The sequence below is a fragment of the Rhodosalinus halophilus genome, from assembly GCF_003298775.1.
GTDB lineage: Bacteria > Pseudomonadota > Alphaproteobacteria > Rhodobacterales > Rhodobacteraceae > Rhodosalinus > Rhodosalinus halophilus.
Genome location: NZ_QNTQ01000001.1, coordinates 47,483 through 67,312, shown reverse-complemented (window position 1 = coordinate 67,312; position 19,830 = coordinate 47,483). Strand labels below are relative to the sequence as shown.

The following is a 19,830-nucleotide window of genomic DNA, read 5'->3' as shown; positions in this document are numbered from 1 at the left end:
GCCCTAAACCCCGCCCCGGCGCCTCAAAGCCACTCGCCCCGGATCACCTGCCGGTAGATGGCCGAAAGCCAGTTGTCGCCGCGCGGCTCGGGCTTCAGACCGCGCCCGGTGAGCAGGGCGAAGCTGTCCTCGTACCACTCGCTGCCCTGATAGTTGTAGCCGAGGATCGCGCCCGCGGTCTGCGCCTCGTCGGTCAGGCCCAGCGAGAGATAGGCCTCCACCAGCCGGTGAAGCGCCTCGGGCGTGTGCGTCGTGGTCTGGAAGTCTTCCACCACGACGCGGAAGCGGTTGATCGCGGCGGCGTAGTTCTGCCGCTTGAGGTAGTAGCGCCCGACCTCCATCTCCTTGCCGGCAAGATGGTCGAAGGCGAGATCGAACTTCAGGATCGCTGACCGGGCGTATTCGCTGTCGGGATAGCGCTCGATCACGGCACGCAGCGCCTGCAGCGCCTGGAAGGTCACGCCCTGGTCGCGGCCCACGTCCTCGATCTGATCGTAATAGCTCAGTGCGAGAAGATACTGCGCATAGGGCGCGTCTTCCTCGGCCGGGTAGAAATCCAGGTACCGCTGCGCGGCCGCGCGCGCCTCGTCGTAACTCTTGTCCTGGTGCCAGGCGAAGGCCTGCATGATGAGCGCGCGCTCGGCCCATTCCGAATAGGGATAGAGGCGCTCGACCTCGGCGAAATAGTTGGCCGCGTCCTCGAACCGGCTCCGGGCGAGCTCGAATTCGCCGCGCTCGAAGATCTGCTCGGCGGTGAAGGTCTCGAGCGGCGCGTTGTTGCCGAAGACCCCCTCGCGGGTATCCTCGCCGCCGCAGCCGGCCGCCAGTGCCAGCAGCAGTCCCGCCGCCATCGCCCTCGTGCCTGTCATCCGCACTCCACCCCGTCTTGGCCGCGTCGGACACGAGGGCCCGCGCCGCTTTCGCTTGGTCGTAGCACATCTGATTGCGGGGCAAAACGCCTTTGCGCCGCCCGCGCGGGCGACCGCGGCGGCAGGGCCGCGCGCCGCGTCAGGCGACGGCAGGCATCTGCGCGAGTTCCGCGCCCACGCCCGGCAGCCGTGCGGCGCGCGCCGGGTCGCAGCTCACCATGCGCACCGCGCCGGGCGTCGTGAAAAGCTTGCGCAGCAGCATGTTGGTCAGCGCATGTCCGGCGCGGTGGCCGGTGTAGCGCCCGAAGACGGGGCCGCCCGCGAGCGCGAGATCGCCCACGGCGTCCAGCATCTTGTGCCGGACGGCTTCATCCGCCCGGCGCAGCCCGCCGGGGCTGAGCACCCGGTCGCCCTCGACCACGACGGCGTTGCGCAGCGTGCCGCCAAGCGCGAGGCCGTTGGCGCGCATCGTCGCCACGTCGGACTGGCGGCAGAAGGTGCGCGCGTCGCAGAGCTCGCGCACGAAGGCGCCGTTGGAAAGATCGAGGTCCAGTCTCTGGCGGCCGATGGCGGCATCGGGAAAGTCGATGTCGAAAGCCATCTCGAAGCTGTCGGAGGGGGCGAGCGCGGCCCAGCCCGCGTCGGTCTCCACCCGGATCTCGGACCGGATCTCGAGCGCACGCACCGGCGCCGGCAGCCGCCTGGCGCCGCGCGCGAGGATCGCCTGAACGAAGGGCGCGGAAGATCCGTCGAGGATCGGCACTTCGGGCCCGTCGATCTCGATCAGCGCGTTGTGGATGCCGGTTCCGGCCAGCGCCGCCATGACATGCTCGACCGTGGAAACCGAGAGGCCGGCACGATTGACCAGCCGCGTGCAGAGAGGCGAGACCTCGACGGCGTCCCATCGCGCCGGGATCAGCGCATCGCCGGACTCCACGTCGGTGCGGCGGAACCAGATGCCCTGCTCCGCGGCGGCCGGCCGGATCACCATGCGCGCCGCGCGGCCCGAGTGCAGGCCAACGCCGTCGAAGCGCATGTCGGATTTCACTGTCGTCTGCACGGTCTTCCCCGTCGTCCTGCTCTCATTTGTGCGGCGCCTTGCCGGCCCGCTTGGTATAGAGCCTGTTAACGCCTCGGGGCGACCGGGCTCAACTCACGCTTTGCAACGCTCTGCTACAGTTCAGGATCGGCCGGCAAGACGCTGAGGCGAAAGCCATTTCTCAAGGAAAACGGGGCCGCCGAATGGCGACCCCGTCCCGTTTCCGGTCGATCCGTTACAGGTTCAGTTGGCCTGACGGCGGAGAAAAGCCGGGATCTCGATGCGTTCCTGATCCGGATCCGCGTCGTCGTCATGGTCGTATTGCGCCGTCTGCGCGGGGCTCTGCACCGGCGGCTGCCGCCGCGGCGCGGGCTGCTTGTTGGGCGCGTCGTGGCCCGTCATCCGGTTGATGAGCGAATTGATGCCGAAGCGCGACCGCTCCGCCGGCGCATCCTCCACTTCGCGGGCGGCCTCGCCGGTGGGACGCGGCGCATGGCGCACCGCGCGTTCGAGCCGCGCACGCGCCTCGGGTGACGGCGTGCCGGGGGCCTGCGGCGCGATGAACCGCTCGAGATCCTCGTCGCCCGCGCTCTGCCGCACCGCCTCGGGCTGCGCCTGCGCCTCGGCGGGTTGGGGCCGATAGGCCGGCGGCGGGAGGTCGTCCTCGTCGAAGGGGGCAGGCTCGTCGGCCGGCGCCTCGTGCTCCTGCATGCCGGAGAAGAGCGAGGGCTCTTCCGCGGCCTCGGCCGTTTCGGCCACGGCGGGGGTCTCGTAGGCCGGCTCCGGCTCAGCGACCGGCTCGGGCTGCGGCTCATGCGCCTCGGGCTCCGCCTCGTCGCGCGAAAGCGGCCGGGACATCGGGCGGCGCGGCACGGGCACCTCGGCCTGCTCGGCGGTCACGTCGATGCCGGTGGCGACGACCGAGACGCGCATGATGCCAGCCATCTCGGTGTCGAGCGTCGAGCCCACGATGATGTTGGCGTCCGGGTCCACCTCTTCGCGGATGCGGTTGGCGGCCTCGTCGAGCTCGAAGAGCGTGAGGTCATGCGCGCCGGTGATGTTGATGAGCACGCCCTTGGCGCCGCGCAGGCTGATCTCGTCGAGAAGCGGGTTGGCGATCGCCTTCTCCGCGGCCTGGATCGCGCGATCCTCGCCCTCGGCCTCGCCGGTGCCCATCATCGCCTTGCCCATCTCGTCCATCACGGCGCGGACGTCGGCGAAGTCGAGGTTGATGAGGCCCGGCCGCACCATGAGGTCGGTCACGCCCTTCACGCCCTGGTAGAGCACGTCGTCGGCCATCGAGAAGGCTTCGGTGAAGGTCGTCTTCTCGTTGGCGAGGCGGAAGAGGTTCTGGTTGGGGATGATGATGAGCGTGTCGACCACCTTCTGAAGGTTCTCGACGCCCTCCTCGGCCTGGCGCATGCGCTTGGCGCCCTCGAACTGGAAGGGCTTGGTGACCACGCCCACCGTCAGCACGCCGAGCTCGCGGGCGGCCTGGGCGATGATCGGCGCCGCACCCGTGCCGGTGCCGCCGCCCATCCCGGCGGTGATGAAGCACATGTGCGCGCCGGCCAGGTGATCGACGATCTGCTCGATCGATTCCTCGGCGGCCTTCGCGCCGACGCTGGCGCGCGCCCCCGCGCCCAGCCCCTCCGTGACCTTGACGCCCAGCTGCACGCGATGCTCGGCGCGGGCCTGCTGAAGCGCCTGCGCGTCGGTGTTGGCCACCACGAAATCGACGCCGCCCAGCTGCTTGTCGATCATGTTGTTGACGGCGTTGCCCCCGGCTCCGCCGACTCCGAAAACCGTGATCCGGGGCTTCAGCTCTTCCTGCCCGGGCAGGGAAAGATTGAGTGTCATCGCTCTGTCCGCCTGTCGTTCTACGGCCCCTGTCGCGAGCCTTGGGTCTGCCTGTCTGGCCCGATCCTATCGGTTTGTTGCCATTTCGTCACGAAAAAAAGCGCCGAATGGCGCGAAATGTGGCGCGGCACATGGCGCTTTATGCGGGATATTGCCGACTCGTCCATATCTCGCGTTCACCAGTTGTCCCGCAACCACTTGACCGCGCGGCGCAGGCTGCGTGCCGGGTAGCGATCCACCGGGATGTCGAAATCCCACCACTCGTCCTGCGGGTGCGCCGCGAAGAGGCACAGGCCCACCGCCGCCGAGAAGCCCGGGCCGGTCACCGACTGCGGCAGGCCGTGCACCCGCATCGGGCGGCCCAGGCGCACGCGCTGGCCGAGGATTCGCGCCGCCAGCCCGTCGAGACCGGGGATCTGGCTCGCCGCTCCGGTGAGCACGATCTGCTGGCTCGGCAGATGCTCGAACCCCGCCGCGTCGAGGCGCGTCCGCACCTCCTCGAGAATCTCCTCCACCCGCGGGCGGATGATGCCGATGAGCTCGGCCCGGCTCACCGTGCGGCGGTCGTGCTCCCAGTCGCCGGTGTCGCCGCCGATCTCGATCATCTCGCGGTCGTCCATGCCGGTCGCCACCACGCCGCCGTGGAAGGTCTTGATGCGTTCGGCCACGGCCATCGGCACCGACAGGCCCATCGAGATGTCGCCGGTCACGTGATCGCCGCCCATGCGGACCGAGTCGGCATAGATCATGTGCTTCTTGATGAAGATCGATACGCCGGTGGAACCGCCGCCCATGTCGATGCAGGCCGCGCCCAGCTCCTGCTCATCCTCGACCAGCGCCGAGATTCCCGCGCAATAGGCCGACGAAGCGAGTCCCGCGAGCTCCAGATCGCAGCGCTTGATGCAGTGCGCGAGGTTCTGGACCGCCTGCGCGTCCACCGTCAGCATGTGCATGTCCGCCGCCAGCGTGTTGCCGATCTGGCCGCGCGGGTCGGAAAGCCCGGTGCGGTGGTCGAGCGCGAAGTTCACCGGCTGGGCGTGCAGAACCTCGCGCCCCTCGCCGTAGTCGGGCACGTCGCAGGCGGCGAGCACGCGGGCCACGTCGTGCTCGCTCACCGTCTGGTCCTCGAGCTCCACCTGCCCCGCCAGCCCGTAGGAGCGCGGATTGGCGCCCGAGAAACTGGCGATCACGTGATCCACCCGGATCTGCGCCATGTTCTGCGCGGTCTTGAGCACCGTGCGGATCGCGAGCTCGGTCTCCTGCATGGCCGCGATCTCGCCGAAGCGGACGCCGCGCGAGCGCGTCGTGGCCGCCCCGATCACGCGGAACCCGGCCTGCCCGGCCAGCGGCCCCACCCCGTCGGAGGCGCGGCTGCCCTCCGTGCCGTCGAAGCGCAGCACGAGGCAGGCGATCTTCGAGGTGCCGATGTCGAGGATCGCCACCACGCCGCGCTGCATCGCCGCCTTGCGCATCGCGCGCATCGCGCGCTGGGATTGATAGAGCTGGTTCATTCCGTCTCAGTCCTCTCCCCACTCGATCCGCCGGATCCGGTGCAGCTCTTCCATCGCCTGCGGGTTGAGCCGCAGCGTCGGTCGCTCCGGCAGGCGCATGTCCACCGCGGCGATGTCTCTCGAAAGCAGATCCTCGGCGCCGTCCATCGCGATCACCCGGTCGAGCGCTCGGCGCGGCTGCGCGACGGGCAGCATGATCCGCTGCCCGCGGTCGAGGACCAGGTCCCAGCGCCGCTCGCCGACCCGCACGAGCCCGCGCAGCCGGGGCCAGAGCGGCCGCGCCGCGGCGAAGAGGTCCAGCGCCTCGGCGACATGGGCGTCCGCGCCCTCGCCCGCGATCAGAGGGAGATCGGGGCGCGCGGCCCGTGACCCGAGCGGACGCACGGGATGCCCCTCGGCGTCGAGCAGCTCGAGCCCCTCGGCCCTTCGCCAGACCACTGCCGGCACCCGCTCTTGCACCTCGAGCTGAAGGATGCCGCCCGGGCGGATGCGCAGGCTCACCGACTTGACCGGATCGAGACCGGCGACCTGCGCGCGCATCGCGTCGAGGTCGAGGTCGAAGCTCGTCGCCGGCAGATCGAGCTGCAGCACCTCGCGGATGTCGGCGGCGAGATCGGGGCTCGCCCCGTCGATCGCCATGAGGTCGACGCGGAACTCCGGGCGGCTCTCGATCGCCGCCCGCATCTCGGCGATCCGCCCGGCGATCGCGTCGCGCCGCGCCTCGTCCGCCAGCCAGAGCGAGCCCGCGCCGAAGACGAGCAGGCAGGGCACGCCCGCCCGCAGCGTGAGACGGAAGAGCGGCGTGAGCATGAGCCGCTGCATCCGATAGGCCCAGCGCGAGGGCGCCGGATCGCGCCGCGGCGGTGCCCCGGCGGCTCTTCTCAGCGGCCACATGAGGCGTCCTCCACCATCCAGCGACACAGGGCGCCGAAGCTCATGCCCTGCGCGCGCGCCTGTTCCGGCGAGAGCGAGGTCGGCGTCATGCCGGGCTGGGTGTTCAGCTCGAGCACGATGAGTCCCTCGGCCCCCCTGCCCTCGTCCCAGCGGAAATCCGTGCGCGTCACCCCGCGGCAGCCGAGCGCCTCGTGGGCGCGCATCGCGTAATCGGCGCAAAGCGCCGCGATCTCGTCGGGGATCTCGGCGGGCACGACGTGCCGCGATCCGCCGGGGGCGTATTTCGCCTCGTAGTCGTACCAGCCCTCGGTGATGATGTCGGTCACGCCCAGCGCGCGGGCCCGAGCCTGCACCGGCCCCCGGCCCAGCACCGTCGTGGTCAGCTCGCGCCCCGGCGCGAATGCCTCGACCATCACCTCCCCGGGCATTTCCGGTCCGAGGCGAGGCGGCGTGTTCGCCTCGTGCTCCACGATGTAGACGCCGACCGAGGAGCCCTCGTTGTTGGGCTTGACGACATAGGGCGGCGGCAGGACGTGCCGCGCCTCGGCCTCCTCGCGCGCCACGATCCGGCTCTCGGCCACCGGCAGGCCGGCCCGCGCGAAGACCTCCTTGGAGCGCTGCTTGTCCATCGCGAGCGCCGAGGCCAGCACGCCCGAATGGGTGTAGGCCAGCCCCAGCCACTCCAGCATCCCCTGCACGCAGCCGTCCTCGCCCCAGCGGCCGTGCAGCGCGTTGAAGACGATGTCGGGGGCCGCCTCGGCCAGGCGCGCGGGCAGGTCATGGCCCGCGTCGATCTCGACCACCGCGTAGCCCTCGCCGCGCAGCGCCTCGGCGCAGCCGCGCCCGGAGGACAGAGAGACCTCACGTTCGGCCGAGAGACCGCCCATCAGAACCGCCACTGTGGGGTTTGTCCTGCCCGACATCCCCGTGCCTGCCTCGCACTGCCCCTCGGGTCTCGTGCCCGAATTGTCCTGCCACGCGCGGCGGATGCCGGCGGGGCCTCGTGTTCATGGTGTGCGGCTGACTGCCGCCTGCCTCAGTCCGGCCGGGCTTCTTCGTCGTCCCGGCCTGTCTGCGGGGCCGGTTCGCCGACCCTCATGATCTCCCACTCTAGCTCTATTCCGCTTGATTGGAAAACCCTTTTTCGGACCTCTTCGCCCAGTCCCTCGAGGTCCGCCGCCGTGGCGCCGCCGGTGTTGACGAGGAAGTTCGCGTGCTTCTCCGACATCTGCGCGCCGCCCTGCCGCGCGCCCCGCATCCCCGCGTCCTCGATCAGCTTCCAGGCCTTGAGATCATGCGTGTCGTCGGGCCTGCCGGTCGAGGAAAACCCCGCCGGGTTGCGGAAGGTGGAGCCCGCGGTGCGCGCCTTCGTGGGCTGCGTGGCGTCGCGGCGGGCAAGCTGCTCTTCCATCCGCGCGAGCAGCGCCTCCGGCTCACCCTCTGGCGCGGCAAGAACCGCCTCGGTTAGCACCCAGCCGTCGGCCAGGTCGCTCTCGCGGTAGCGGAAGTTCAGGTCGTCGGGCCTGAGGGTGATCACCTCACCTTCGCGGGTCACGGCGGTGGCCTGAAGGAGCCGGTCGGCGACATAGGTGCCGTAGCAGCCCGCGTTCATCCGCACCGCGCCGCCGATGCTGCCCGGGATCGTGCGCAGGAAGGTCAGGTCGCGCCCCGCCTCCGCCGCCCGCCGCGCGACATGAGCGTCGAGCGCGGCGGCCCCCGCGATCACCCGGTCGCCCTCCACCCGGATATGGTTGAACCCCCGCCCCAGCCGGATCACGACCCCCCTGAGCCCGCCATCCCGCACGATCAGGTTCGACCCCACCCCCATCGGAAAGACAGGCACCTCCGGGTCGAGCCCCCGCAGGAACCCCGCCAGATCGTCCAGGTCCGCCGGCTGAAACACCCACTCCGCCGGCCCGCCCACCCGAAGCCAGGTGAGCTCGGAGAGCGCCTTGGCCGGCGTCAGGCGCCCGCGAACCTCAGGAAGACGCATCTCCTCCTCCCGTCATCCGCCGAACCAGATACGCCACCGGCCAGCGCAGGACGCTCATGCCGGCGGCGAGGACCAGCAGGCCGATCCAGGGGCCGTTTTCATAGGTGACGTAGCCCACCAGCGGGATGCCGGTGGCGATCAGCACCATGGCGCGGGCGCGGTGGCGGTCGCGCGACGGGATCATCGCGGCCACGTTGGCCACAACGGCCCAGAGGCAGGCGAGGATGAGCGAGAGCGTCACAGGAGCCCCCAGAGCGTGGCCAGAAGCGCGGCGGCGGACAGGACGAGGCCGGAGGCGGGCACGAGGGCCGGCACGCGGAAGCTCGCCTCGGGCGCGCGGCGCTTGATCGCGATGAGCGCCGCGTTCACCAGAACGAAGACGCCCAGCAGGATGGCCGAGGTCGCCTCGGCCAGCACCGCGACCTCGAGCGCGAGCGCGCCGGCGATCACGCCCGCGCCCACCACCACGGTCGCCAGCACCGGCGTGCCGAAGCGCGGATGCGCGTGATGGAAGACCTTGAGCACGCGGCTGCGGCGGCCCACGCCGAAGAGCACGCGGCTGGCCATGACGATCTGCGCCAGCACACCGTTCAGCGCCGCGAAGACGGCGATGGCCGAGAGGAACTGCGCCTCTCCCCCCTTCGCCTCGGACCAGACGAGGGCGAGCGGACGCTCGGAGGCGGCGAGCGCCTCGGCCGGTACGGCGCGCGTGGCGGCCCAGGCGACGGCGCAATAGACGGCGGTGGTGAGCGCCAGCGCGGCGAGGATCGAGACCGGCAGGGTCCGGGCGGGCTCGACCGCCTCCTCGGCCATGTTCACGATGTCCTCGAAGCCGATGAAGGCGAAGAAGGCCAGCACCGCGCCCGCGCCGACCCCCGCCCAGGCGATGGCCGGCGGCGCCTCGGCGGGCGCGACGGGATCGCCGGTCGCGCCGGCCCAGATCACCAGCGCGAGCCCCACGAGCTCCAGCGCCGTGAAGAGCGCTGCCAGCGCGAGGCTCTCGAGTACGCCCAGGATCGCGACGCCCACGAGCGCTGCGCCGATGACGACGGCCGCGGCCCCTGTCGGCACGTCGAGGATCGCCGCGAGATAGCCCACGCCGCCGCGCAGCACCGCGCCGGCCGAGACGGTGCCCGCCGCGACGATGGCGAGGCCCACGAGGATCGCCAGGGCCGGCGCGTTCAGGCCCTGCGCGACATAGGCCGCCTCGCCGGCCGCCTCGGGCAGGCGCGTCGAGAACTCGGCATAGGACAGCGCCGTCGGCGCCGCGATCAAACCTGCGAGCAGGAAGGCGAGCGGCGCCCAGACGCCCGCCTCCGCCGCGACCGCGCCGACGAGGACATAGATGCCCGCACCCACCATCACACCCACGCCGTAGGCCGTCAGAAGCCCCGGCCCGATGCGCCGCCTGAGCGCGTCCTCCGTCATCAGGCCGCGCGGCTCACGCCGCCCCCTTGCGCAGCCGGTCCGGCAGCGCGCGCGCCCAGCCGCTGATCGTGCCGGCCCCAAGACAGACCACCAAGTCGCCGGGGCGCGCCGCCTCCCGCACCAGACGTTCGAGGCCCGCCTCGTCGTCGATGGCGCGCGCGTCGCGGTGGCCGTGGCGCACGAGCCCCGCCACCAGGTCGTCGCGCGTGGCCCCGGCCACGGGATCTTCCCCGGCGGCATAGACGCCGGCGATCGCGGCGATGTCGGCCTCGTGGAAGGCGCCGCAGAACTCCTCGAAGAGCGAGGAGAGGCGCGAGTAGCGGTGCGGCTGGTGCACGGCGATCACCCGGCCCTCGGTGGCCTGCCGCGCCGCGCGCAGCACCGCCGCGATCTCGACCGGGTGGTGACCGTAGTCGTCAATGATCGTCACGCCGTCCACTTCGCCCACGCGGGTGAAGCGACGGTTCACGCCCTTGAAGCCCGCCAGCGCCTCGCGGATCGCGGCGCGCGGCAGGCCCAGATGGCGCGCCACGGCGACCGCGGCCAGCGCGTTGGAGACGTTGTGCTCGCCCGGCATGGGCAGCGCGCAGCCCTCGATCGCACGCCCCTCGGCCTGCAGCGCCACGTCGAAGCGGGCCACCCCCTTGTCGTAGCGCAGGTTCACGGCGCGCACGTCGGCCTGCGCGTTGAAACCGTAGGTGAGCACCCGCCGGTCGGTGATGCGCCCCACCAGCGCCTGCACCTCCGGGTGGTCGGTGCAGCAGACGGCGAGGCCGTAGAAGGGGATGTTGCCCACGAAGTCGTCGAAGCCGCGCTTCAGCGTCTCGAAATCGTGCCAGTGATCGAGGTGCTCGGGGTCGATGTTGGTGACGACCGCGATGGTCGCGGGCAGCCGCGTGAAGGTGCCGTCGCTCTCGTCCGCCTCGACCACCATCCATTCGCCGTCGCCCGGCCGCGCGTTGGAGCCGTAGGCGTGGATGACGCCCCCGTTGATCACCGTGGGGTCCAGCCCGCCCGCGTCGAGCAGGGTGGCGACCAGCGTCGTCGTCGTGGTCTTGCCGTGGGTGCCGGCGACGGCGACGTTGGACTTGAGCCGCATGAGCTCTGCCAGCATCTCCGCCCGGCGCACCACCGGCAGGCCCATCGCGCGGGCGGCGTCGAGTTCCGGGTTTCCGGGCTTGATGGCCGAAGAGATCACGACGACCTCGGCGCGCTCGAGGTTCTCGGGGCGCTGGCCCTCGAAGACAGTGGCGCCGAGCGCCTGGAGGCGGCGGGTGATGTCGGTGCTCTTCAGGTCCGAGCCCTGCACGGCATAGCCGTGGTTGAGCAGCACCTCGGCGATGCCGGACATGCCGATCCCTCCGATGCCCACGAAGTGGATCGGTCCGATGTCGTTGGGAAGTTTCGTCGCCGCGCTCATTCCGCCCCCTGCCTGCCCAGACCCTGTGCCAGCCACTCCACCATCTGCGCAAGCCGCTCCGTGGCGTCGGGCACCGCGCAGGAGAGCGCGGCGGCCGCCATCCGCTGCGCGCCCTCGGGGTGGTCGAGCACCGCCGCGATCTGCTCGGCGAGGCTGTCCGGCGTCAGCTTCGACTCCGGGATCAGGATCGCGCCGCCGGCCTGCGTCAGCCCGCGTGCGTTCGCCGTCTGGTGATCCTCGGCCGCATGCGGATAGGGGATGAGGATCGCCGGCCGCCCGATGGCCGCGATGTCGGCGATCGAAGACGCCCCGGCGCGGCTGACGACGAGCTGCGCCTCGCTCATCCTGCGGGCCACGTCCCGGAAGAAGGGCTGCACCTCGGCATGAACGCCGTGCTCTGCATAGGCCGCCTCGACCCGCTCGAGATCCTCCTCGCGCGCCTGATGGCTCACGCGGAGATTGGCGCGCATCGCCTCCGGCAGCCGCGCGACCGCCTCCGGCACCGTGTCGGACAGCGCCCGCGCGCCCTGGCTGCCGCCGATCACCAGAAGCGACATGGGATAATCGCCCGGCGGGATATAAGGCGCGCTCGCGCGCTCGGCGACGGCGCTTCGGACCGGGTTGCCGACATGGACGCCCTCCACGCCGTCGGGCAGCGTCGTGGGCCACGTCCCGCAGGCCACGGCCTCCACCCTGCGCGCGAAAAGGCGGTTCACCCGGCCCGGCACGCCGTTCTGCTCGTGGATCAGCCGCGGGATGCGCAGCATCTCGGCCGCCGCGAGCGCCGGAATGGTCGGGTAGCCGCCGAAGCCCGCCACCACTGCCGGTCGGTCGCGCCGCATCCGGGCGCGGGCCGCGAGGACGCCCGTGGCGAGTCGGAAGGGCACGGCGATCCTGGCGAGCGCGCCGCCGCGCGCGAAGGTGGCCGAAGCGATCTCCTCGATCCGCACCGAATGGGGAAAGCCGCCGGTGTAGCGCGCGCCGCGCGCATCCGTCGTGAGCGTCACACGCCAGCCGCGCGCCAGCATCGTCTCGGCCAGGGCCTGCGCGGGGAACATGTGCCCCCCGGTGCCACCGGCGGCCATGAGCAGATGCGGCGCGGGCGCGGTCACAGCCGCCGCCCGCGCAGGATTTCGCCGATCTCGCCCTGCGGCCGCGTCCGGGTGAAGGCCAGCAGCATCCCCATTGCGATGCCCATGGCGATCAGCGAGGAGCCGCCGTAGCTCACGAAGGGCAGCGTCATGCCCTTCGCCGGCAGCAGCCGCACGGCCACGCCCATGTTGATCATCGCCTGCACCCCGAACATCGCGGCGAGTCCCGCGCCCGCAAGCCGGATGAAGGGATCGCGCTCACGCGTCAAGCGCAGCAGCGAGCGCACCACGATCCCGGCGTAGAGCGCGATCAGCACGAGCACCAGCACGAGGCCGTATTCCTCGGCCGCGACCGCGATGATGAAATCGGTGTGGGCATCCGGCAGCCACCATTTCACCTGCCCCTCGCCGACGCCCACGCCGAAGAAGCCGCCCTCGCGGATCGCATTGGTCGCGTAGCCCAGCTGCGTGGTCGGATCGACCTCCGGCGACAGGAAACCGTCGATGCGGCGCGCGAAATGCTCCGAGCTCGAATAGGCCACCGAGCCCGCGATCACCACCGCCCCCGCAATCGCGAAGAGGATCGCCAGCGGCGCGCCTGCCACGAAATAGATCACACCCCAGCCGAAGAGCACCAGCGCCGCCTGCCCGAAATCCGGCTGCAGCGCCAGCATCAGGACGATCGAGACCATCAGCGCGAAGGACCACAGCTTGCCCGGCGGGCCGCTGATCTCCTGGCTCGCCGCGATCAGCCATGCGGTGACGACCACGAAGGCGGGCTTGAGAAACTCCGACGGCTGGAGCGAGGCGAAGCCCAGCGAATACCAGCGCACCGCGCCCTTGCCGAAATCGGTGCCGAAGACCGGCAGCAGCGCCATCGCCAAGAAGGCGCCGAGAAAGCCCAGCACCGCGAACCGTCGGACCAGATGCGGACTCATCATGGACACGACGAGCATCGCCACCAGCGCCATCGCCCCGAAGGCCGCCTGACGTTCGACGTAGTGGAAATGCCCGAAGCCGTTGCGCTCGGCCAGCGGCGGGGAAGCGGCGAAGCCCAGGAGCAGCCCGATCCCGAAGAGCACCAGCACGCAGGAGATCGTCCACTTGTCCACCGTCCGCCACCAGCGCGGAAGAATGGGATCGCCGTCCCGCACGGGGACGGAACCGTAAACCATGTCGGTCATGGGCCTGCCGCTCGCTGCCTCGTTCTCGTCCCTTTTCGGGATCTGGGCGGAAGAATAGCGAAAAGCGCGGCCCCAGGCCAGCCATTCCGCGCCCTGCGCGCATCCTCGGGGACGCGGCCTCCGCAGGCACGGTCGAATGGGGCTTCTCATCCCGGACCGGGATGTCATACTTTTGTCGTCTAATTGTTACCTCGCGTTCATCTTTCCCCGTGGCCGCATGACCCTCGCCGTTCCCCGGACGCTCCTGCCCCACAATCTGCCGCGCAGCCTCAAGCTGCGCGTGCCGAACAAGGCGGCGCGCGATCTGTGGAACCGGCTGCGCTTCGGCGCGGACGCGCCCATGAGCGACGAGTGCCTGATGGTCCCCACGGCCGCGGTGCGCCTGCGCTACCTGCATCGCGGCACGGCGGAGCTGCCGCGCTTCCGTCGCCGGCACAGCGGCCTGGTGATGGGCGGCGACTGGGATCTCTCGGTGGCGCCGATCGGCGGCGAGCTCAAGGAAGCCGCCTGCCGCGCGCATTTCCTCGGCGGCGTGCCCTGGGAGGCGACCGAGCTCTTCACGAAGCTCGCCGGCGAGCTTCGCGAGAAGGGCGAGGTGGACGGCTGCCGCAGCCTCGCCGAATTGCGGGCGCGCTACGAGGTGCTCGACCGCATCTACGACGAGGCGCGGCGCACCGGCCGACTGCGCCCGCAGCGCGAGCTTAGCGGGTATTTCCGCCGCGAATACGGCGGCATCTTCGTCCATGTCGGCCGCGATGGCCGGCTCTTGCGCTCGAGCGGCGGCGCGCATCGCTTCGCCATCGCGCGGATCCTCGCGCTGCCCCGCATTCCGGTGCAGGTGGGCGTCGTCCACCCCGAGGCCGTGACGCGCGGGCTCTATCGCGCCCTGCGCGAGGGCCGTCAGCCCTGATCCAGCCGGGCGCGGACCTCCGCCACGAAATCCTCGCCGCGGCGCTCGAAATTGTCGTACTGGTCGAAGCTCGCCGCAGCCGGCGCGAGCAGCACGGTCTCGCCCGGCTGCGCGTCCTCCAGCGCGCGGGCGACGGCGCGGGCCATGGTGGTGCAGACCTCCGCCTCGACGCCCGCGAGCTTCAGCGCGAAGCCCTGCGCCTCGCGCCCGATGACATAGGCGCGCGCGACATGCCCGAGGTACGGCGCGAGCGCCTCGAGCCCGCCCTCCTTCTCGAGCCCGCCGCAGATCCAGCGGATGCGCGGAAAGGCGGCGAGCGCGCGCGCCGCCGAGGCGGCGTTGGTGGCCTTGGAGTCGTTGACCACCGTCACGCCGCCCGCCTCGGCGACGACCTGGCTGCGATGAGGGAGCCCCGCGAAGCTGTGCAGGGCCGCCTCGATCAGCTGCGGACCGAGCCCCAGCGCGCGCGCCGCACCATAGGCCGCGCAGGCGTTCTGATGGTTGTGCACGCCGGGCAGCCCCTTCACGCCGCGCAGGTCGATCGCGGCGACCTGCCGCCCGCGCCGCCATTCCGCGAGAAACCCCTTGCGCGCGAAGACGCTCCAGCCCGGCCCCGCAATCCTGCCTGCCGCCGAGACCCGGATTACCCGGTCGTCCGAGGGCGCCTCCGCCAGTTGCCCGGCGAGGAAACGACCCTCCGGCTCGTCCACGCCGATCACCGCGCGGTCCGGCCCGCCCTCGGCGAAAAGCCGCCGCTTGGCCGCGAAATAGCCGCCCAGCCCGCCGTGCCGGTCGAGATGGTCGGGCGTGAGATTGGTGAAGACCGCGACGTCCGGCGTCAGCGCGCGGGCGAGCTCCGTCTGGTAGGAGGAGAGCTCCAGCACGATCACCTCCCCCTCGCCCGGCGGGTCGAGATCGAGCACGCCCCGCCCGATGTTGCCGGCAAGCTGCGCGGGCCGCCCTGACGCGCGCAGGATGTGGTGCAGCAGCGCCGAGGTGGTGGACTTCCCGTTCGAGCCGGTGATCGCCACCACGCGCGGCGGCATGTCGAAGCGGTCCCAGGCGCCGGACCCCAGCGACGCGAAGAAGAGCCCCACGTCATTGTCCACCGGCACGCCCGCGGCCTGCGCCGCCGCCACCGCCGGGTGCGGCGCGGGATAGAGATGCGGGATGCCGGGCGACAGGATCAGCCGCGCAACCCCCTCGAAGGCGCCCGCGCGGGAGAGATCGTGCAGCGCGAAGCCCTCCGCCTCGGCCCGCGCCCGGGCCTCTGGGCTGTCGTCCCAGACCAGCGGCTCGGCCCCGCCGGCGGCGAGGCTGCGCGCGGCTGCGCGCCCCGAGCGGCCCAGACCGAGGATCGCGACCCGCTGGCCGGCGACTCCGCCGACGGGGATCATGCGCCCGGCTCCATGCCACGCCCGGCGCGGCCGCCCGGCCCCCCGCTTCTTCTTGGGTCCAAATATCCCGGGGGAGTCGCGCGCCCCGCGCGCGACGGGGGCAGCGCCCCCCGGCCGACGCCGGCCAAGAGCGCGCCCGCCCGCATCAGCGCACCTTGAGCGTGGCCAGCCCGATCACCGCGAGAATGAGCGAGATGATCCAGAAGCGGATCACGATGGTGGGCTCGGCCCAGCCCTTCTTCTCGTAGTGGTGATGAATGGGCGCCATGAGAAAGACGCGCTTGCCCGTGCGCTTGAAGTAGAGCACCTGCACGATGACCGAAAGCGCCTCGACCACGAAGAGCCCGCCGACGATCGCCAGCACGATCTCGTGCTTGGTCGCCACCGCGATGGCGCCCAGCGCCCCGCCCAGCGCGAGGCTGCCGGTGTCGCCCATGAAGACGGCCGCGGGCGGCGCGTTGTACCACAGGAAACCGAGCCCCCCGCCGATCAGCCCGGCGGTGAAGATCAGGATCTCGCCGGTGCCGGGGACGTAATGCACGTCGAGGTACTCGGTGAAGTCGACGCGGCCCACCGCATAGGCGATCACGCCGAGCGTGCCGGCGGCGATCATCGAGGGCATGATGGCGAGCCCGTCGAGCCCGTCGGTAAGGTTCACCGCGTTGGCGGCGCCGACGATCACGATCATCGCGAAGGGGATGAAAAGGATCCCCAGATTGAGCAGCGTGTCCTTGAAGATCGGAAAGGCGAGCTGGTTCGCGAGCTCCGCCGGGTGCACCTGCGCGGCCCAGACCGCCGCGACGGCGGCGATCAGGAATCCCAGGGCGAGGCGCAGCTTGCCCGGCACGCCTTGCACGTTCTGCCGCGCGACCTTGGAGTAGTCGTCGGCGAAGCCGATCGCGCCGAAGGCCAGCGTCACGAAGAGCACGATCCAGACATAAGGGTTGTCGAGGCGTGCCCAGAGCAGCGTCGAGGTGGTCAGCGCCCCCACGATCAGCAGCCCGCCCATGGTGGGCGTCCCGGCCTTCGTCGCATGCGTCTCGGGGCCGTCGGAGCGGATCGGCTGTCCCTTGCCCTGGCTGCGCCGCAACACGTTGATGAGCGGCGGGCCGAAGAGAAAGCCGAAGACCAGCGCCGTCAGGAAGGCGCCGCCGGCGCGGAAGGTGATGTAGCGGAACAGGTTGAACACGTCCCCGCCGTCGCTGAGGAGCGTGAGCCAGTAGAGCATTCAGTCGTCCCCCGAGGCGGATTGCGGGGCGGCATGCCCCAGTTTGCGCACCGCGTCAACGACCGCCGCGAGCCCGGTGGAGAGCGAGCCCTTCACCATGACCACGTCGCCTGCGTCGAGATCGCGGCGCACGGCCGCGGCCATCTCGGCCGCCGTCGCCGCGTGCCGTCCCCGGCGCTCGGGCGGCAGCGCCTCGTGCAGGCGCCGGGCGAGCGGCCCGACCGTGTGCACCACGTTCACGCGCTGCATGGCGGGATGCGCGGCCAGCGCCGCGTGCATCTCGGGCGCCTCCGGTCCCAGCTCCTTCATGTCGCCGAGATAGGCGATGCGCCGGCCGGCGGCTTTCCGTCCGACGCCGTCGCGCACGCGCGCGCCGGCGAGCACCTCGAGAGCGGCGGCCATCGAGGCGGGGTTGGCGTTGTAGGACTCGTCGATGAGTTCGATGGCAAGGTCGCTCTCGACCGCGTCGAGGCGGATCAGCTCGCGCGCGCCCCGTCCCGACACCGGCGCCCAGCGCCCCAGATCGGCGATCGCGAGCGCCCGGTCGAGGCCCAGCGCCTGCGCGGCGGCGAGCACGGCGAGCCCGTTGAGCGCGAAATGCCGCCCAGGCGCGCGCACCTTGTAGAGCAGCGGCGTGCGCCAGGCCCGCGCCTCGGCGACGGTCGTCGTGTCGCTGATCGTCGCGCGCAGAAGCCGGTGATGGTTGCGCGGGGCCTCGCCGAAGGTGATCACCCGGCCCGCGCCGGCGGCGCGCGCCGCCGCCTCGAGGATCGGCGAGACATCGAGATCGCCGTGCAGCACCGCCGTCCCGCCCGGTGCCAGGCCCTCGGCGATCGACGCCTTCTCGGCCGCGATGCCCTCGAGGCTGCCGAAGGCCTCCAGATGCGCGGGCGCCACGGTGGTCACCAGCGCCACGTCCGGCCGCGCCTGGGCGGCGAGCGGCGCGATCTCGCCGGGCGCGTTCATGCCGATCTCGATGACCGCGTAATCGGTGTCCGCGGGCATCCGCGCCAGCGTGAGCGGCACGCCCCAGTGGTTGTTGTAGCTCGCCACCGAGGCATGGGCGCGCCCCTGCCCCGCGCAGACCGTGCGCAGCATCTCCTTGGTCGAGGTCTTGCCCACCGACCCGGTGACCGCGACCACCTTCGCGCCGGTCCGCTCCCGCGCCGCCGCGCCCAGCGCCTCGAGCCCGCCCTGGACGTCCGCGACGACCAGCAGCGGCGCGTCCTCCGGGACGCCCTCCGGCACGCGCGAGACCATCGCGGCGGCCGCGCCCCTTTCCAGCGCCTGCGCCACGAAATCGTGACCGTCGCGCGCGGCGGTGAGCGCGACGAAGAGATCGCCCGGCTCCAGCGTGCGGCTGTCGATCGAAACGCCCGCCGCGGTCCAGTCGCCGGTCGCCCGGCCGCCCGTGGCCCGCGCGGCCTCCCCGGCGGTCCAGAGGCTCATGCCGTGCGCCCTTCCAGCGCGGCGACCGCGAGGCTCGCCTGCTCGGCGTCGTCGAAGGGATAGGTGACGCCCGCGATCTCCTGCCCGGTCTCGTGCCCCTTGCCCGCGATGAGCGCCGCGTCGCCGGGGCCCAGCCCGGCCACCGCGCGCAGGATCGCCTCGGCGCGGTCGCCCACTTCCCGGGCCTCCGGCGCACCGGCGAGCACCTCGGCGCGGATCGCGGCGGGATCCTCGCTGCGGGGGTTGTCGTCGGTGACGAAGACCTCGTCGGCATGCGCCCGGGCGGCCTGCCCCATGAGCGGCCGCTTGGCGCGGTCGCGGTCGCCGCCCGCGCCGATCACCGCCACCAGCCGGCCCATGACGTGCGGGCGCAGCGCGCGCAGCGCCGTGGCGATGGCGTCGGGCGTATGGGCGTAGTCGACGTAGACACCGGCGCCGTTTTCGCGCGTCGCAGCCAGCTGCATCCGACCGCGCACCGTCCGGAGCGCCGGCAGCGCTGCCATCACGCGCTCCGGCGCGTCCCCGCAGCCGATGGCGAGCCCCGCGGCCAGCGCCGCGTTCCAGGCCTGGAAATCGCCGACGAGCCCGAGACGGACCTGATAGGCCTCGCCCGCGAAGCTCAGGCGCACTTCCTGCCCCTGGGGGTCGCAGCGCTGCGCGACGATCCGCAGATCGGCCTCCGCCCCCCGGCCCACGCCGATCACGCTCTGGCCGCGGGCGCGGGCGATGGCCGCCATGTCGAAGCCGCGCTCGGCGTCGAGGTTGATGACCGCCGTCCCCTCTTCGCCCAGCACGCGGATGAAGAGCCCCGCCTTGGCGTCGAAATAGGCGTCGAGATCGGAATGATAGTCCAGGTGATCCTGACTGAAGCTGGAAAACCCAGCCGCCGCGAGCACGACGCCGTCCAGCCGCCGCTGGTCGAGCCCGTGGCTCGAGGCCTCCATCGCGGCATGCGTCACCCCCGCCGCCGCGGCCTCCGCCAGAACCCGGTGCAGCGTGATCGGCTCCGGCGTGGTGTGGCGCAGCGGCCGTTCCCAGGCGCCCTCGACTCCCGTCGTGCCCAGGTTGACCGCCCGGTGCCCCAGCGCGATCCAGATCTGGCGCAGGAAGCTCGCCACCGAGGTCTTGCCGTTGGTCCCGGTCACCGCCGCCATGACCTCCGGCTGGGCGCCGAACCAGAGCGCCGCGGCCCGCGCCAGCGCGGCGCGGGGTTCCTCGGCCACGACGAGCGCGGCGCCGGCGTCGGCCACCGCATCGCCGCAGAGGTCGGCGCCCTCCGGGTCGGTCAGCACGGCCGCCGCCCCCCGCTCCAGCGCCTGCCCCGCGAAGCGCGCGCCATGCACCCGGGTGCCCGGCAGTGCGGCGAAGAGATGCCCCGGCGCGGCCTCGCGGCTGTCGACAGAAAGGCCGGTGACGGAGACCCGCCCTCCGCCGCGGGCGGTGAGGCCCAGCTCCGACAGGCTTTTCGCCCCGCTCATCGTTCCCCGCGCCACATCCTGCCTTTCAATGGTCCGGAAATACCCATGCCCTGCCCTGACCGCGCGCGTCCCGCGCCGG

The 19,830-nt window shown here is 71.9% G+C and carries 17 protein-coding genes; 1 reads left to right on the top strand and 16 read right to left on the bottom strand.

Annotated features, from left to right (window positions below; genetic code table 11):
* Positions 1–23 precede the first annotated feature (23 nt).
* From DRV85_RS00295 to ftsW, 12 genes are all read right to left on the bottom strand, one after another.
* Positions 24–869, bottom strand: a complete 846-nt coding sequence (locus tag DRV85_RS00295; RefSeq protein ID WP_113287439.1) for an outer membrane protein assembly factor BamD — start codon at positions 867–869, stop codon at positions 24–26.
* 139 nt (positions 870–1,008) lie between these two features.
* Positions 1,009–1,929: a UDP-3-O-acyl-N-acetylglucosamine deacetylase gene (lpxC, locus tag DRV85_RS00290; RefSeq protein ID WP_113287438.1), complete on the bottom strand. Its 921-nt coding sequence runs from the start codon at positions 1,927–1,929 to the stop codon at positions 1,009–1,011.
* A 222-nt stretch (positions 1,930–2,151) separates the two neighbouring features.
* Complete coding sequence (gene ftsZ / locus DRV85_RS00285; protein WP_113287437.1) at positions 2,152–3,768, bottom strand: cell division protein FtsZ; 1,617 nt, start codon at positions 3,766–3,768, stop codon at positions 2,152–2,154.
* A gap of 176 nt (positions 3,769–3,944) precedes the next feature.
* Complete coding sequence (ftsA, locus tag DRV85_RS00280) at positions 3,945–5,279, bottom strand: cell division protein FtsA (protein WP_113287436.1); 1,335 nt, start codon at positions 5,277–5,279, stop codon at positions 3,945–3,947.
* Between the two features lie 6 nt (positions 5,280–5,285).
* Positions 5,286–6,173, bottom strand: a complete 888-nt coding sequence (locus DRV85_RS00275; protein WP_113287435.1) for a cell division protein FtsQ/DivIB — start codon at positions 6,171–6,173, stop codon at positions 5,286–5,288.
* Positions 6,161–7,096: a D-alanine--D-alanine ligase gene (locus DRV85_RS00270; protein WP_113287434.1), complete on the bottom strand. Its 936-nt coding sequence runs from the start codon at positions 7,094–7,096 to the stop codon at positions 6,161–6,163. Before DRV85_RS00270 ends, DRV85_RS00275 begins: the two co-directional genes overlap by 13 nt.
* 113 nt (positions 7,097–7,209) lie before the next feature.
* Positions 7,210–8,166: a UDP-N-acetylmuramate dehydrogenase gene (gene murB / locus DRV85_RS00265; RefSeq protein ID WP_113287433.1), complete on the bottom strand. Its 957-nt coding sequence runs from the start codon at positions 8,164–8,166 to the stop codon at positions 7,210–7,212.
* A complete protein-coding gene (locus DRV85_RS00260; protein ID WP_113287432.1) occupies positions 8,153–8,407 on the bottom strand; it encodes a DUF2484 family protein in 255 nt (84 codons plus the stop codon). Before DRV85_RS00260 ends, murB begins: the two co-directional genes overlap by 14 nt.
* Complete coding sequence (locus tag DRV85_RS00255; RefSeq protein WP_113287431.1) at positions 8,404–9,594, bottom strand: APC family permease; 1,191 nt, start codon at positions 9,592–9,594, stop codon at positions 8,404–8,406. The genes DRV85_RS00260 and DRV85_RS00255 overlap by 4 nt, the downstream gene beginning before the upstream one ends.
* Before the next feature lie 13 nt (positions 9,595–9,607).
* Complete coding sequence (murC, locus tag DRV85_RS00250) at positions 9,608–11,014, bottom strand: UDP-N-acetylmuramate--L-alanine ligase (protein WP_113287430.1); 1,407 nt, start codon at positions 11,012–11,014, stop codon at positions 9,608–9,610.
* Complete coding sequence (gene murG / locus DRV85_RS00245) at positions 11,011–12,126, bottom strand: undecaprenyldiphospho-muramoylpentapeptide beta-N-acetylglucosaminyltransferase (RefSeq protein ID WP_233495355.1); 1,116 nt, start codon at positions 12,124–12,126, stop codon at positions 11,011–11,013. Before murG ends, murC begins: the two co-directional genes overlap by 4 nt.
* Positions 12,123–13,289, bottom strand: coding sequence for a putative lipid II flippase FtsW (gene ftsW, locus DRV85_RS00240; protein WP_113287429.1), 1,167 nt, complete (start codon positions 13,287–13,289; stop codon positions 12,123–12,125). Before ftsW ends, murG begins: the two co-directional genes overlap by 4 nt.
* Before the next feature lie 217 nt (positions 13,290–13,506).
* On the opposite strand from ftsW, the gene DRV85_RS00235 reads away from it, so the two are divergent.
* A complete protein-coding gene (locus tag DRV85_RS00235) occupies positions 13,507–14,199 on the top strand; it encodes a hypothetical protein (protein ID WP_113287428.1) in 693 nt (230 codons plus the stop codon).
* Here DRV85_RS00235 and murD read toward each other — a convergent pair.
* The 4 genes from murD to DRV85_RS00215 form a co-directional block, all read right to left on the bottom strand.
* Positions 14,190–15,596 (bottom strand): UDP-N-acetylmuramoyl-L-alanine--D-glutamate ligase, encoded by a 1,407-nt coding sequence (murD, locus tag DRV85_RS00230; RefSeq protein WP_113287427.1) that lies wholly within the window; start codon positions 15,594–15,596, stop codon positions 14,190–14,192. The genes DRV85_RS00235 and murD overlap by 10 nt on opposite strands.
* 145 nt (positions 15,597–15,741) lie before the next feature.
* On the bottom strand, positions 15,742–16,824 hold the full coding sequence (mraY, locus tag DRV85_RS00225) for a phospho-N-acetylmuramoyl-pentapeptide-transferase (RefSeq protein WP_113287426.1): 1,083 nt from the start codon (positions 16,822–16,824) through the stop codon (positions 15,742–15,744).
* Positions 16,825–18,273, bottom strand: coding sequence for a UDP-N-acetylmuramoyl-tripeptide--D-alanyl-D-alanine ligase (locus DRV85_RS00220; RefSeq protein WP_113287425.1), 1,449 nt, complete (start codon positions 18,271–18,273; stop codon positions 16,825–16,827).
* Complete coding sequence (locus DRV85_RS00215; protein WP_113287424.1) at positions 18,270–19,751, bottom strand: UDP-N-acetylmuramoyl-L-alanyl-D-glutamate--2,6-diaminopimelate ligase; 1,482 nt, start codon at positions 19,749–19,751, stop codon at positions 18,270–18,272. The genes DRV85_RS00220 and DRV85_RS00215 overlap by 4 nt, the downstream gene beginning before the upstream one ends.
* Between the last annotated feature and the right edge of the window lie 79 nt (positions 19,752–19,830).